We start from the raw sequence: 13,673 nt of genomic DNA, 5'->3' as shown, positions 1-13,673 counted from the left end.
GAATTCTTTCGTATTCCTAAACGCTGACCGCTTAAACCGCAGCCGCTCCGCCAACAATTTCTGACAACTCTTTAGTAATAGCAGCCTGTCGTGTTTTGTTGTATTCCAATTGCAATTCGCCAATGACGTTCTTCGCATTATCTGAAGCGGCCTTCATAGAGACCATACGTGCAGACTGCTCAGAAGCCATGTTTTCAGCAACTGCCTGATAAATCATTGCCTCAACGTAACGCTTAAGCAGGCCATTCAAAATAGACTCTGCGTCAGGTTCGTAGATGTAATCCCAAGAATTGCCTGTTTTCTCTTGTGGAGTCAAAGCTTCTGGCTCCAAAGGTAAGAGTTTTTCTAAAACAGGCTCTTGTTTCATTGCATTTACAAAGCGGGTAAATGCCAAATAAACGGCATCAATCTCGCCACGCTCAAACGCTTCTAATTGGGCAACAATTGCGCCAATCAAAACATCCATATGTGGTGTATCGCCAATTTGAATTGTTTGAGAAATCAATTTTGCTTTTGAGCGATTCAAAAATTGCAAACCTTTTGAACCAATTGCGGTGTACGCAATCTCAACATTTTTTTCTTGCAAATCGCGCACTTGGTTAGCAATCAAACGCAAGACGTTGGTATTTAAACCACCGCACAGGCCTTTGTCTGTAGTAACCAAAATCGTGCCAACTTTCTTCACCTCACGAGTTGCCATGTAAGCAGGGCGGAACTCAGGATTAGCTTTTGATAGATTGGCAACAATCTCACGAATTTTTTCAGCGTATGGACGCGCATTACGCATGCGCTCTTGGGCGCGACGCATCTTGGATGCGGCGACCATTTCCATTGCCTTCGTGATCTTGCGCGTGTTTTGCACGCTCTTGATCTTAGATCGTATCTCTTTTGTGCTTGCCATGATTTATGCGAGCCCTCTTAGAAAGAGGCAGAACGCTTGTAATCCTCAATAGCAGCGCGCAATGCAGCTTCGTCATCTTTACTCAAATCCTTGGTTTCTTCAATACGCGCAACTAAGTCAGCGAATTTAGATTTCAAATGATCTTGCAAGCCTTTTTCGAATGGCAATACGTTCTTTACCTCGAGATCATCGAAGTAGCCGTTATTAACAGCATAAAGTGAAGCGGCCATTTCCCAGACTTGGAGTGGCTTGTACTGAGCTTGCTTACACAATTCCGTAACGCGACGACCGCGCTCGAGCTGCTTGCGGGTTGCTTCGTCAAGGTCAGATGCGAACTGAGCAAACGCTGCCAATTCACGATATTGCGCCAAGTCAGTACGAATACCGCCAGATAACTTCTTAATCACTTTAGTTTGTGCAGCACCACCAACGCGGGAAACAGAAATACCGGCGTTAATCGCAGGACGTACACCAGCGTTGAACAAGTCAGTTTCCAAGAAGATCTGACCGTCAGTAATCGAAATTACGTTAGTTGGAACGAATGCAGAAACGTCGCCAGCTTGAGTTTCGATGATTGGCAATGCTGTCAATGAACCAGTCTTGCCTTTTACTGCGCCGTTGGTGAACTTCTCAACGTACTCAGCATTTACACGAGCAGCGCGCTCGAGCAAGCGTGAGTGGAGGTAAAAAACGTCGCCAGGATAAGCTTCGCGGCCTGGTGGGCGGCGGAGCAACAAGGAGATTTGACGATAAGCAACGGCTTGCTTGGTCAAGTCATCGTAAACAATCAAAGCGTCTTCGCCGCGATCACGGAAGTACTCGCCCATTGTGCAACCTGCGTATGCAGAGAGATACTGCATCGCTGCAGACTCAGAAGCACTCGCCGCAACAACAACGGTGTACTCCATCGCGCCCAATTCTGTGAGCTTGCGAACAACGTTAGCAATAGTAGAAGCTTTTTGACCGATCGCAACGTAAACGCAATAAACGCCTTTACCTTTTTGGTTAATGATCGCGTCAACCGCAACGGCTGTCTTACCAGTTTGGCGGTCACCAATGATCAACTCACGCTGACCACGGCCAATTGGAACCATCGCATCAATCGCCTTTAAACCAGTTTGAACTGGCTGGCTAACAGATTGACGTGCGATAACGCCAGGAGCAACTTTTTCGATAAAGTCAGTTAACTTCGTATTGATTGGGCCTTTGCCATCAATAGGCTGACCGAGTGCATTTACAACGCGACCAAGCAACTCTGGGCCAACTGGAACTTCCAAAATACGGCCCGTACATTTGACTGGGTCGCCTTCTTTAATGTGAGTGTATTCGCCCAACACTACGGCACCAACAGAATCGCGCTCAAGGTTTAATGCAAGGCCGATAGTGTTGTTAGGAAATTCCAACATTTCGCCCTGCATAACGCCTGACAAGCCATGTACGCGGCAAATACCGTCGGTCACTGAAATTACAGTGCCTTCGTTGCGAACTTGGGAGTCAACGCCCAATTCGCTAATTCGGCTTTTGATCAGCTCGCTGATCTCGGAAGGGTTGAGTTGCATTACTTGCTCCTGGGTCTTATTTCGTATGTTCTTAATAGGGATCACTTATGCGCCAAGACTTGCTTGCATTTGAGCTAACTGGGCCTTAACTGAACTATCCATTACTTCATCGCCAACTTGAATGCGAACTCCGCCAATCAATGTTGGATCAATTTGGATAGTTGGGCGCAATTCTTTACCCCCAAAGCGCTTCTTCAAACTTGACAACAAATCATTTAACGCAGAACCCTCTAAAGGGAATGCGCTAGTAATATTTACTTCTGCAGCGCCTTCGCTTTTGTTCTTCATTGCTTCAAATTGATGGGCAATTTCAGGAACAGCTGCTAAGCGGTGGTTTTGATTCACAAGATTCAAAAAGCTAGCAACCTTAGGGTCTAGCTTGGTTTTCACCATGCCAGAAAGCAACTTGCTCAAATCGTCAGCGGATACTTTTGGATTGTTTGATAAAGCAGCAACTTCTGGCAAAGCTGCAAGCTGTGCCAATTCGTTTAGTTGCCCCAAACAGCCTGCAAACTCAGCCGGCTTGGCGCTTTGAAAAAGCGCTTCCGCATAAGGACGTGCAATAGTGGCTAATTCAGCCATATCAAAGTTCTGCCTTTAGTTGATCAAGCAACTGGCCGTGAGCTTTTGCATCAACCTCACGACGCAAAATTTGCTCGGCACCTTTAACAGCTAGAACAGCAACTTCTGCGCGCAATACTTCACGTGCGCGAGTAACTTGTTGAGCTGCATCTTGTTGAGCTTGAGAAATGATTCGAGCAGCTTCAGCTTGTGCGTTAGCGCGAATTTCTTCGGCTGACATTTGTGCACGTTTTTCGGCTTCGGCAACACGTTGCACACCTTCTTGGCGTGCTTTAGATAATTCTTGCTCAGCTTCATTGCTGGCCAATGCGAGTGCTTCTTTTCCACGATCGGCAGCAGCTAAACCATCGGCAATTTTGCTTGAACGCTCATCTAACGCCTTAACTAGCGGTGGCCACACAAAACGTGCAACAACCCACCATAAAACGAAGAAAACGATCATTTGCGCGAATAGGGTCGCGTTCAGATTCACGATATTCCTTTCAGTATTGTTGAGAACAGTTGGATGACTTGTTGGTCATCCACGCCAAAACAATTACTTAATAACTGCGAGCAGTGGGTTTGCGAAAGCAAACAACATCGCAACACCGACGCCGATCAAGAACGCAGCATCGATCAAACCAGCCAAAAGGAACATCTTGGTTTGCAATTCGTTGATGAGTTCTGGTTGACGGGCTGCGCCCTCAATGAACTTGCCACCCATGAGGCCAATGCCTAAACAGGCTCCTAAAGCGCCGAGGCCGATGATGAGGCCGATACCGATAGCGGTTAGTCCTTGAATGTTGGCTAAGAATGCTTGCATGTTTACTCCTAAGTATTGAAAGTGAGGTTAAAAATAAAAAGGTTAATGGTGACTATGAGCTTGGCCAATGTAAACCAAGGTCAACATCATGAAAATAAAGGCTTGTAACAAAATGACCAAGATATGGAAGATCGCCCAAGCAGAGCCAGCAAGCACGTTGCCAACAAAGCCTAACATCGATAAATCCAAATTAAAGGTCCAAATACTTCCTAACAAGGCGATCAATAAAAAGATCAGCTCGCCCGCATACATGTTTCCAAAAAGTCGCATTCCCAAAGAAACGCCCTTAGCAACATATTCGATGATATTCAAAACAAGATTGAAGGGCATGAGATACCACTTGGCACCAAATGGAGCAGAGATCAGCTCATGCATAAAGCCGCCGACGCCTTTAACCTTGAAGCTATAAAAGAAAACCAAAAGCAGCACTGAGAACGATAAGCCTAAAGTGGCGTTCAAATCTGTAGTTGGAACAATCTTATGGTGAGGCACATGAACGCCAAAGTTACCAATAAAGTGATTTACACCAACGACCCAGTCAACCGGGATCAAATCAAGCGTATTTAAAAGAATGATCCAACAGAAAACGAAAAGCGCTAGCGGGGCAATAAAGGATCTATCACCGTGCACAATGCCTTTTGATTGGGTCTCAACCATTTCAACCAACATTTCAACCAAACATTGAAAACGGCCTGGAACTCCTGGGGATGCTCTACGAGCGGCGATCACTAGCAGGAAAACCGCGACCAGGCCCATGAGGGTGGTCCAAAACATTGTGTCTAAATTGATAACGCTGAAATCAATAATGGAGGACTGTGCCCCACCAATATTGTTTAGGTTTTGTAAATGCTCTGCAATATAAGCAGTGGGTGTAAGCGGTTCGCTAGCCACGTGATGGGCCGCTTCTGCTGCTGCGTTAACTTCGCTAGACATCTATTGCTTGTCCTTGTTTATTTGCGTCTTGTTACTTCCAAAACCACGCTAACAAATAACACTTAAGCGTAGCCAAATAAGTAACAAGCAACGGGATCCAATTCAAATCAGGCTGCTTTAGGGCAAAGCCTATGAACAAAGCAATAGTTGCTAGGATTTTTATAAATTCACCAGAAACTACTGCCGCCAAAAAGCCGCCGGGGCTGGATTTGACACTCTTTTTTGCCGCCTCAATGCGCATCAAAAACAACGCGGAAGGCAAAAATCCAATCAAACCGCCTACTAAAGCCGAATAAGTATAAACGTTTTTGTCGGCTGGACTTGAAAATACATAGCAAGCAGCCGCAATTGCTATAGTGATCGCCACCTGACTTAAGACAACCCACCATGAATTGATAGAAGCAAAACTGCGTGGTTTTAATTTACGCAATGCATCCATTTCCTCTTTGCTGAGTGTTTTAAAGGAATCTTCCTCGACCTCGTCCCATTCAGAGGTGCTCAATGGCTGCTTTTTGTTCACAAAATTTATTTCCAGTAAGCCGCTAATCAGCAGCAATACCCAACTTTTTTAATAAGGAATCGAGTTCGTCGAATTGGCTAAAGCGGAGAATGAGCTCCCCACCCTTGCCTTTGAGCTTAAATTGAGCGCTTAAACCTATCAAATCTGCTATTTCCTGGGTTAAACGCTGCATGTCTGGATCGGCACTAGGCGTGGAAGTGCCGAGCTTACTTTTGGCTTTTTTGTCGCCAACCTGCCCTCCAGCAATCACCAAAGCGGCAGTCATTCTCTCTGCTTCACGAACGGAAAGGCCCTGGGCGAAAATTCGTTGGGCTAAAGCTACCTGGCTAGAGCCTGGAAGGGGTAAAAGTGCACGAGCATGCCCCATATCGATATCCCCAGCCAACAGCATGGCTTGGACTGGCTTTGCGAGCTGTGCAAGGCGCAATAGGTTCGTAATGGCACTTCGGGATTTGCCTACCGCCTTTGCTGCCTGCTCATGTGTAAAGCCAAACTCCTCAATCAATCTGGCTAAACCCTGCGATTCTTCGAGAGGATTTAAATCCTCTCGCTGCATGTTTTCTACCAGGGCCATTGCTGCCGCAGCCTGATCATCGGCACCAGAAACTAAAACAGGAACCTCCTTTAAGCCCGCAATGGTTGCCGCACGAAAGCGTCTTTCGCCCGCAATAATTTCGTACTTACCGGGAGCCACGAGGCGAACCAAAAGGGGCTGCATAACACCTTGCTCGCGAATACTTTCTGCCAACTCTTGCAATGCACCGGCTTCCATTTTTTGACGTGGCTGATATTTGCCTGCCTGCAAAGCAGTTAATGGCAAACGATTGATTTCAGTGGAAGAATTTGCTTGCTGCGTCTTCTCTCCAAGCAACGCTTCAAGGCCTCTACCTAAACCTTTTTTCTTAACGGCAACCATGATCTTTATTTTCTTTCTAAAAATTACATGTGCTTGATGCGCTCAACCATCTCAGCACCAAACTCTAAATAGGCTTTTGCACCACGCGACGATTTATCGAAGGCAACGCCAGGAAGGCCATAAGACGGGGCCTCGGCAAGACGGACGTTGCGCGGAATAATGGTCTTAAATACTTTGTCGCCGAAGTGTTCAAGCAGTTGATCAGAAACCTGTTGTTGCAAAGTCATGCGTGAATCAAACATGACGCGCAGCAATCCAATGATCACTAAATCGGGATTCAAGTTTGCATGGACTTGTTTGATGGTGTTCACTAAATCAGATAAACCTTCCAATGCAAAATATTCACACTGCATTGGAACAATCACGCCATTTGCTGCGCACAAGCCATTGAGCGTTAGCAAAGACAAAGCGGGTGGGCAATCAATCAAAATAAAATCGTAATCATTCGCCACATGAGCAAGCGCATCTTTCAAACGTGCTTCGCGCAAATCTAGATCTACCAATTCAATTTCAGCGCCCGCTAAATCACGATTCGCCGGCAACACGTCGTACCCAGAGCTTTCGCAACGCTGCACACATTCTTTAACTGCTGTCATACCAATTAATACCTGATATACGCTTGCGTTTAAGTCTGCCTTCTCTACTCCGGAGCCCATCGTGGCATTACCCTGAGGATCAAGGTCCACCAACAAAACACGCTGTTGTAGCCCTGCTAAACCCGCCGCCAAATTAACGGCGGTAGTGGTCTTACCAACACCACCTTTTTGATTTGCGATACAGAAAATTTTTGCCATGGCTACTTTTGGTTTACTTAAGAGGTGAGGGTGGATTTTCTCACGGGGGCCAACACCAAAAGGCGTCGCTCCACCGCTAAATTAGGGATGTGAAGGGGCTCATCGGCAACTAAGCGCCAATCGTCCATGGAAACATCTTTCATTTCGTCGTCAGCGCGCTTGGCCTTCATTGCAAATACCAGGCCATCGGGCTTTAAGAAGGGCAAAGACAAATCCAAAAAACGTGCGAGATTTGTAAACGCCCTAGAAATCACTGCATCAAACTGTGCCGGTTGTTGCATTGCAGCATCTTCCACTCTTTCACAGAGCACCTCAATGTTTTTCAGTTTCAGTTTTCCGCGCACATGCTGCAAAAAAGCCGTCTTTTTCCGAATTGCTTCAATTAATGAAAGGTGCCAATCTGGCTGAACAATAGCAATTGGAATGGCCGGCAACCCACCTCCTGAACCAAGGTCAGCAATCTTAGGAGACGAGCCCTTTAAGAAGCGCTTCAATACTGGCAAAACTGCAATAGAATCAATGAGATGCAGTCGAATAGAGTCTTTCTCACCCTCGATTGCCGTGAGATTATGAACTTGGTTCCAGCGTCCCATTTCTTGCAAAAACAACTCTAAATCGGCGATATTGCTTGGGCTTAATTCCAACCCAAGATCCTCAATCCCCAAGGCAAGCAAACCCTCACTCATGGGTTTCTTGAGTGCGGCCCAAGCCCTTTTTAAGGTGCACCAATAAAAGCGAAAGGGCAGCAGGCGTTACCCCTGAAATGCGGCCAGCCTGACCCAATGTTTCGGGTTTATGCAAATTCAGCTTTTGCTGAACCTCTTTAGATAAGCCAATAACCTGGGAATAATCCAATGATTCCGATAAGGGGAATGATTCATTGTGTTCTTGACGAGCGATTTCTGTCGCCTGACGATCAATATAACCCTGGTATTTAACTGAGATTTCTACCTGGTCGCTAATTTGAGACGCCAAGCCAAGATCCTCATCTAAAGTTTCAGGAGCCCACATTCCGTCACCCAAAGCAGTAATTGCTTCATAAGTAACCCCTGGGCGTCTCAATAACTCCGTTAAGTTGCATTCATGAGACAGGTCTTGACCTAGCAACTGAGAAACTAGGGGGGCAGCCTCATGTTTTGGCCCAACCCAAATATCTTGCAAGCGAGATGTTTCACGTGAAACAGCTTCCTGTTTTCTGCAAAACACCTCCCAACGATAGTCGTCCACCAATCCAAGCTCGCGCCCAATTGTGGTTAGGCGCATATCTGCATTGTCTTCGCGTAAGCTCAGGCGATATTCTGCTCGGCTTGTAAACATGCGGTACGGCTCCTGAACTCCACGGGTAATTAGATCGTCAACTAAAACGCCAATATAGGACTCGCTGCGTTTTGGAAGCCAAGGCTCTTTGCCTTTCGCTGCCAAGCCAGCATTGATTCCCGCCAGCATACCCTGCGCTGCAGCCTCTTCGTAGCCCGTGGTGCCGTTGATTTGACCAGCGAAGTAAAGTCCGCCAATAGCCCTTGTCTCAAGGCTATGGCGCAATTGGCGTGGATCAAAGAAGTCGTACTCAATTGCATAACCAGGGCGAACAATCACCGCAGACTCCATACCCCGAATGCTGCGGACTAAGTCCCACTGAACATCAAAAGGTAGGCTGGTAGAAATCCCATTGGGGTAAAACTCGTTAGTTGTTAGGCCCTCTGGCTCCAAGAAGATCTGGTGACTGTTTCTGGAGGCAAAACGATGAATCTTGTCCTCAATAGAAGGGCAGTAACGGGGGCCAACTCCCTCAATCACACCGGTATACATAGGTGAACGATCTAAACCGCCTCGAATAATATCGTGAGTCTTTTCGTTTGTATGAGAAATCCAGCAAGGAACCTGCTTAGGATGCTGCTCTGGACGCCCCAAATAAGAAAACACTGGTACAGGATCCAAGTCCCCAGGCTGCTCAAGCATGACTGAGAAGTCGATTGTTCGACCATCAATACGAGGTGGAGTACCGGTTTTCAGCCTTCCCTGAGGAAGCTTCAACTCCTTTAATCTAGCCGATAAAGAAACTGCGGCAGGATCACCGGCACGCCCACCAGCATAATTATTTAAGCCAACATGGATCTTTCCATCCAAAAAGGTACCAGCCGTCAGCACCACTTTTTTGGCAATAAACTCCAAGCCCATTTGGGTAACTACGCCCTGGACCTCATCACCCTTAACCAATAAATCGTCAACGGCAGCTTGAAAAAGACTTAGGTTAGGTTGATTTTCTAGACGGCGGCGAATAGCCGCTTTATATAGAACTCGGTCACCCTGAGCGCGAGTAGCTCGAACAGCGGGGCCTTTACTAGAATTTAGGATGCGGAACTGAATACCAGCCTCATCTGTCGCGGCAGCCATTGCGCCACCCATGGCGTCAATTTCTTTGACCAAATGTCCCTTGCCAATCCCGCCAATAGAGGGGTTGCAACTCATAGCGCCTAAATTTTCAATGCTATGAGTAATTAATAGGGTATCGCAGCCCATGCGTGCCGACGCAAGCGCGGCCTCAGTCCCAGCGTGACCGCCGCCAACCACAATGACATCGAAACTTTTGGAATAACGCATGATTTGCCTCAGATAGGGCGATGATCATAGCATTTTGTTTGTTTCACGTGAAACAAAAGATCAAAAAATCTTATAAAAACAATGGATATATCTCTAAGTATTTGATTTAATTGATAAAATAAGCATTCCAGGCTGACTTCAATATCAGCACACTAACAATAAGCAAAAAGGCCTTTCTCACAAAGGCGCTGCCATGCTTAATTGCCAAGCGACTACCAAACTGACTGCCTGCAATATTAGCAATCATCATTGCAAACCCAAGAGGCCAGTTAATTTGACCGAGACTAGCCAACATCAAAATAGCTGCCAGATTGGTTGCCACATTTACCAATTTTGTTGCAGCAGACGCATGGAGAAAATCAAAGCCAAAAAAGCGCACAAAACCAAACAATAAAAAGCTGCCGGTACCGGGGCCAAAGAAGCCGTCATAAAAACCAATCGTTAAACCAAGAATTACACCCTTGATCTGTTGAAGGCGCCCAAGAATTTTCGGGGCGTGTGCCTCACCAAGTGAGGGCTGAAACCAGGTATACAGCAACAGAAACAACAATACAAACGGCAAGGCTTTGCGCAAAGGCTCAGCTGGAAAATTGCTAACGGCATTTGCACCCAAAAGGGATCCAACAAAGCCTGCCACGATTGCTGGCAAAACAATTGCCCAAGGTAATGACACATGGCGCAAAAATTTACGTGCGGCATTAAAAGTCCCACCAACCGCAGCAACCTTATTCGTCGCTAGCAAAGTTGCGGGTGGAACATTGGGGTAAGCAGCAAACAGGGCGGGCACCTGAATCAAGCCACCACCTCCGGCTACGGCATCAACCAGACCAGCAAAGAAAGCCATTGCCAAAAGCAGCGGCCAGATGAAAATTGAAAATTCGATGAGAGTCTCTTTTAATTATGGGTGCAACGAATGCGCTGCACTAAAACCAAATAATAAAAGGAAAAACAAAAACTCAGTTCTTGTTCTTATAGTACGCAGCAACTTCACCAACAACGCCGCGGCGGAAAGCCAAAACACAAACAACAAAAATAAAGCCAGTTGCAATCGTGCTCCACGAACCAATATTAGCAAGATAGTTTTGCAAACCAACAACAATTCCGGCGCCAACTACCGGACCCAAAATGGTTCCCATACCACCAAGCAAAGTCATCAACACAACCTCACCGGACATGTGCCAGTGAACATCGGTCAGTGTTGCTAACTGGAACACCAAAGATTTCATGGATCCAGCCATACCAGATAATGCGGCGGAAAGCACAAAAGACATCAACTTAAAACGATCAACGTCATAACCCAAGGAAATTGCACGAGGCTCATTCTCACGAATTGCCTTAAGAACTTGACCAAACGGGGAGTGCACTGCGCGCATGATGACGGCAAAGCCAAATAAGAAAACCGCCAAAACAAAGTAATACATCGCAACATCGTCCTTTAGGTCAATCAAGCCAAATAACATGCCGCGGGGGACACCCTGTATTCCATCTTCGCCACCCGTAAATGGAAGCTGAACAGCTAAAAAGTAAACCATTTGCGAAAGAGCCAAAGTCACCATCGCAAAGTAAATGCCTTGTCTGCGAATGGCCAACGATCCAATTAAGAATCCCAAAACACCAGAGCCAACAACGCCCAACACAATTCCTAACTCAGGGGAGAGGCCCGCTTCTTTGCAGAAGTAGGCGGTAATGTAAGCAGCAGTTCCAAAAAATGCTGCATGACCAAAAGATAGAAGCCCGGTAAAACCCAAAAGCAAATTGAATGCGCATGCAAAAAGGGCGAAGCACAACACCTTCATTGCAAACACGAGATAAATAAAATCTTGGAAGGGCAATAACAGGGCAATTAAAACCAAGATGCCGTAAAGCAATTTTGTTTTTGGACTCATGCTTATTTCTCCCGCCCAAACAGTCCAGCAGGGCGAATCAAAAGAACAATTGCCATGATCACAAAAATCACAACGCCGGAGGCCTCTGGATAAAAGACCTTAGTCAGGCCCTCAACCAGACCCAAGCCCAAACCAGTAAGGATGGCACCCATAATCGAGCCCATACCACCAATCACCACCACCGCAAACACAACAATGATGAGGTTGGAACCCATCAACGGGTTCACCTGGAAAATGGGGGCTGCTAATACACCAGCAAAACCTGCTAGACCAACGCCATAGGCGTAGGCCAAAGAAATCATCAGCGGGACATTGATACCAAAGGCTTGTAGTAATTTAGGGTTTTCGGTTCCAGCACGCAAATAGGCACCCAACTTTGTTCTCTCAATCACATACCAGGTTGAGAAACATACCGTCATAGAAATCACCACAACCCATATGCGATACTTTGGCAAGATGATGCCAAGCGACTCTAATGGAATCGCTCCCTGCAATAACTCCGGGGCCGGGTAGCTCTCACCAGAAATTCCATACCAATGACGGAACATGCCCTCAATAATGAGAGCCAAACCAAAAGTCAGCAACAAGCCATATAGGTGATCAAGGTGGTACAGGCGGCGCAACATCGTGCGCTCCAGAATTAAGCCAAATCCCGCCAAAACCAATGGCACAACAATCAGAGCAAACCAATAATTAATGGTTAGGTCAGGGAACCCAAGCCATTGGCTAATCTGGGTTAAACCAATCCAGGCAATAAAAGCGCCCATAGTGTACTGAGCACCATGCGCAAAATTAATGATGTTGAGAAGGCCAAAAATAATGGCCAATCCCAAACTCAATATGGCGTAGAACGAGCCATTAATAAGCCCCACCAAGAGCTGGGCTACCAGCCCTTGAGGGGTAATTCCGAGAAGTTCAAACATTCTTGATTTCTATTTATTACTTGTTAACTAACTTGCACTTCGATTGTGAAAGCGGCAAAGTAGCTTCTGCAGCAGGAATGGTTGCACGAACATAGTAGTAATCCCATGGGCTCTTAGAGTCAGCCGGCTTCTTCACTTCTAACAAATACATGTCATGCTCAAACTTACCATCGGCACGAATCTTGCCTTTGAAAAGACCATCATCGATGTTTGTAGACTTTAATGCCTTCATCACAGCTTGAGTGTCATCGGTACCTGCTTTTTGTACTGCATTTAAATAAGCAAGAACAGATGAGTAAACGCCAGCCTGAACCATTGTTGGCATACGCTTATGCTGCAAGATGAAGCGCTTTGAAAATGCGCGGGTCTTGTCATCTTTATCCCAATAGAAACCTTCTGTGAGGTACATGCCTTGTGCAGTGGGTAGACCCAAAGAATGCACGTCGGAGATAAACATCAATAAAGGAACAACGGTTTGTTTTTTGTTGATACCAAATTCAGAGGCTTGCTTAACGGTGTTAATGGTATCTTGGCCTGCATTTGCCAAAGCAACCACATCTGCGCCACTAGCCTGCGCTTTTAAAAGATAGGAAGAGAAATCGCTATTGGGGAATGGGTGTTTGCTGGTGCCTAAAACTTTACCGCCGTTAGCGGTCACAACAGCAGTGGCATCTTTTTCAAGGGCTGCACCGAAAGCATAGTCAGCGGTAATGAAGTACCAGTTCTTTTTACCCTGCTTTACTACTGCCTTACCCGTGCCATTTGAAAGGGCGTAAGTGTCATAAGTCCAATGCACGTTGTTGGCAGTACATTTTTCATTAGTAATTGCAACTGATCCAGCGCCGGAAACCAAAGTGATCTTGTTCTTTTGCTCGGCAACCTCCATTACAGCCAAGGCAACGTTGGTGGAAACTAATTCAACAATTACATCAACGCCGTCTTTGTCATACCATTCACGCGCTTTGTTGGCGGCAATGTCAGCTTTGTTCTGGTGGTCAGCGCTTACGAGCTCAATCTTCTTTCCAATAACGGTGCCGTCTTTTGAGAAATCAGCAATCGCCATTTTTGCCGCAATCACTGCGCCCGGGCCCGCCAAGTCGGAATAGACTCCGGAAAGGTCAGTTAAGACGCCAATCTTTACAACATCGCCACTTACTTTTGATCCGCTTTGTGCAAACACTGGGTTTGAACCAAACATGGTCGCCGCAACCAGACACGCGGTTATTTGCTTTAACTTCATTACCGTCTCCTATAGA

Annotated in this window: 15 protein-coding genes; all 15 read right to left on the bottom strand. The window is 46.4% G+C overall.

What is annotated here, in order from left to right; translation table 11 throughout:
• Window positions 1-31: 31 nt before the first annotated feature.
• The gene (atpG, locus tag VC182_RS06895) at window positions 32-901 is read right to left on the bottom strand and encodes a F0F1 ATP synthase subunit gamma (protein WP_215321258.1); all 870 of its coding nucleotides are present in this window, start codon (window positions 899-901) and stop codon (window positions 32-34) included.
• 17 nt (window positions 902-918) lie between these two features.
• Entirely contained in the window at window positions 919-2,460 is a 1,542-nt protein-coding gene (gene atpA, locus VC182_RS06890) for a F0F1 ATP synthase subunit alpha (protein ID WP_072582050.1), read from the bottom strand.
• A 45-nt stretch (window positions 2,461-2,505) separates the two neighbouring features.
• A complete protein-coding gene (locus VC182_RS06885) occupies window positions 2,506-3,042 on the bottom strand; it encodes a F0F1 ATP synthase subunit delta (protein ID WP_323484927.1) in 537 nt (178 codons plus the stop codon).
• 1 nt (window position 3,043) lies between these two features.
• The gene (locus VC182_RS06880; RefSeq protein WP_323484926.1) at window positions 3,044-3,514 is read right to left on the bottom strand and encodes a F0F1 ATP synthase subunit B; all 471 of its coding nucleotides are present in this window, start codon (window positions 3,512-3,514) and stop codon (window positions 3,044-3,046) included.
• A 63-nt stretch (window positions 3,515-3,577) separates the two neighbouring features.
• Entirely contained in the window at window positions 3,578-3,844 is a 267-nt protein-coding gene (gene atpE, locus VC182_RS06875; protein WP_028818346.1) for a F0F1 ATP synthase subunit C, read from the bottom strand.
• A 42-nt stretch (window positions 3,845-3,886) separates the two neighbouring features.
• A complete protein-coding gene (atpB, locus tag VC182_RS06870) occupies window positions 3,887-4,777 on the bottom strand; it encodes a F0F1 ATP synthase subunit A (protein WP_072582047.1) in 891 nt (296 codons plus the stop codon).
• 31 nt (window positions 4,778-4,808) lie between these two features.
• Window positions 4,809-5,297, bottom strand: coding sequence for an ATP synthase subunit I (locus tag VC182_RS06865; protein ID WP_072582121.1), 489 nt, complete (start codon window positions 5,295-5,297; stop codon window positions 4,809-4,811).
• 22 nt (window positions 5,298-5,319) lie between these two features.
• Window positions 5,320-6,213 carry a ParB/RepB/Spo0J family partition protein gene (locus VC182_RS06860; RefSeq protein WP_323484925.1) on the bottom strand — a complete coding sequence of 298 codons (894 nt, stop codon included), beginning with the start codon at window positions 6,211-6,213 and terminating at the stop codon, window positions 5,320-5,322.
• 23 nt (window positions 6,214-6,236) lie between these two features.
• Window positions 6,237-7,007: a ParA family protein gene (locus tag VC182_RS06855; protein ID WP_323484924.1), complete on the bottom strand. Its 771-nt coding sequence runs from the start codon at window positions 7,005-7,007 to the stop codon at window positions 6,237-6,239.
• Window positions 7,008-7,024: 17 nt separating this feature from the next.
• A complete protein-coding gene (gene rsmG, locus VC182_RS06850; protein ID WP_323484923.1) occupies window positions 7,025-7,693 on the bottom strand; it encodes a 16S rRNA (guanine(527)-N(7))-methyltransferase RsmG in 669 nt (222 codons plus the stop codon).
• Window positions 7,686-9,608: a tRNA uridine-5-carboxymethylaminomethyl(34) synthesis enzyme MnmG gene (mnmG, locus tag VC182_RS06845; RefSeq protein ID WP_323484922.1), complete on the bottom strand. Its 1,923-nt coding sequence runs from the start codon at window positions 9,606-9,608 to the stop codon at window positions 7,686-7,688. The genes rsmG and mnmG overlap by 8 nt, the downstream gene beginning before the upstream one ends.
• A 106-nt stretch (window positions 9,609-9,714) precedes the next feature.
• The gene (locus VC182_RS06840) at window positions 9,715-10,452 is read right to left on the bottom strand and encodes a TSUP family transporter (RefSeq protein ID WP_323484921.1); all 738 of its coding nucleotides are present in this window, start codon (window positions 10,450-10,452) and stop codon (window positions 9,715-9,717) included.
• Between the two features lie 112 nt (window positions 10,453-10,564).
• A complete protein-coding gene (locus VC182_RS06835) occupies window positions 10,565-11,494 on the bottom strand; it encodes a branched-chain amino acid ABC transporter permease (protein WP_323484920.1) in 930 nt (309 codons plus the stop codon).
• A gap of 2 nt (window positions 11,495-11,496) precedes the next feature.
• Window positions 11,497-12,417 carry a branched-chain amino acid ABC transporter permease gene (locus VC182_RS06830; protein WP_072582040.1) on the bottom strand — a complete coding sequence of 307 codons (921 nt, stop codon included), beginning with the start codon at window positions 12,415-12,417 and terminating at the stop codon, window positions 11,497-11,499.
• A gap of 16 nt (window positions 12,418-12,433) precedes the next feature.
• The gene (locus VC182_RS06825; RefSeq protein WP_072582039.1) at window positions 12,434-13,657 is read right to left on the bottom strand and encodes an ABC transporter substrate-binding protein; all 1,224 of its coding nucleotides are present in this window, start codon (window positions 13,655-13,657) and stop codon (window positions 12,434-12,436) included.
• Window positions 13,658-13,673: the final 16 nt, after the last annotated feature.

Origin of the sequence: Polynucleobacter sp. AP-Nickl1-40-C4 (assembly GCF_035012665.1) — a bacterium.
Taxonomy (GTDB): domain Bacteria; phylum Pseudomonadota; class Gammaproteobacteria; order Burkholderiales; family Burkholderiaceae; genus Polynucleobacter.
Note: the sequence above shows the minus strand (reverse complement) of the source record. Positions and strands in the feature narration are given on the sequence as shown.

What these genes read in the sequence shown, in the direction of transcription:
- atpG (WP_215321258.1), bottom strand. Translation starts at nt 901, where the DNA reads ATGGCAAGCACAAAAGAGATACGATCTAAGATCAAGAGCGTGCAAAAC.
- atpA (WP_072582050.1), bottom strand. Translation starts at nt 2,460, where the DNA reads ATGCAACTCAACCCTTCCGAGATCAGCGAGCTGATCAAAAGCCGAATT.
- VC182_RS06885 (WP_323484927.1), bottom strand. Translation starts at nt 3,042, where the DNA reads ATGGCTGAATTAGCCACTATTGCACGTCCTTATGCGGAAGCGCTTTTT.
- atpE (WP_028818346.1), bottom strand. Translation starts at nt 3,844, where the DNA reads ATGCAAGCATTCTTAGCCAACATTCAAGGACTAACCGCTATCGGTATC.
- atpB (WP_072582047.1), bottom strand. Translation starts at nt 4,777, where the DNA reads ATGTCTAGCGAAGTTAACGCAGCAGCAGAAGCGGCCCATCACGTGGCT.
- VC182_RS06860 (WP_323484925.1), bottom strand. Translation starts at nt 6,213, where the DNA reads ATGGTTGCCGTTAAGAAAAAAGGTTTAGGTAGAGGCCTTGAAGCGTTG.
- VC182_RS06855 (WP_323484924.1), bottom strand. Translation starts at nt 7,007, where the DNA reads ATGGCAAAAATTTTCTGTATCGCAAATCAAAAAGGTGGTGTTGGTAAG.
- rsmG (WP_323484923.1), bottom strand. Translation starts at nt 7,693, where the DNA reads ATGAGTGAGGGTTTGCTTGCCTTGGGGATTGAGGATCTTGGGTTGGAA.
- mnmG (WP_323484922.1), bottom strand. Translation starts at nt 9,608, where the DNA reads ATGCGTTATTCCAAAAGTTTCGATGTCATTGTGGTTGGCGGCGGTCAC.
- VC182_RS06840 (WP_323484921.1), bottom strand. Translation starts at nt 10,452, where the DNA reads ATGGCTTTCTTTGCTGGTCTGGTTGATGCCGTAGCCGGAGGTGGTGGC.
- VC182_RS06835 (WP_323484920.1), bottom strand. Translation starts at nt 11,494, where the DNA reads ATGAGTCCAAAAACAAAATTGCTTTACGGCATCTTGGTTTTAATTGCC.
- VC182_RS06830 (WP_072582040.1), bottom strand. Translation starts at nt 12,417, where the DNA reads ATGTTTGAACTTCTCGGAATTACCCCTCAAGGGCTGGTAGCCCAGCTC.
- VC182_RS06825 (WP_072582039.1), bottom strand. Translation starts at nt 13,657, where the DNA reads ATGAAGTTAAAGCAAATAACCGCGTGTCTGGTTGCGGCGACCATGTTT.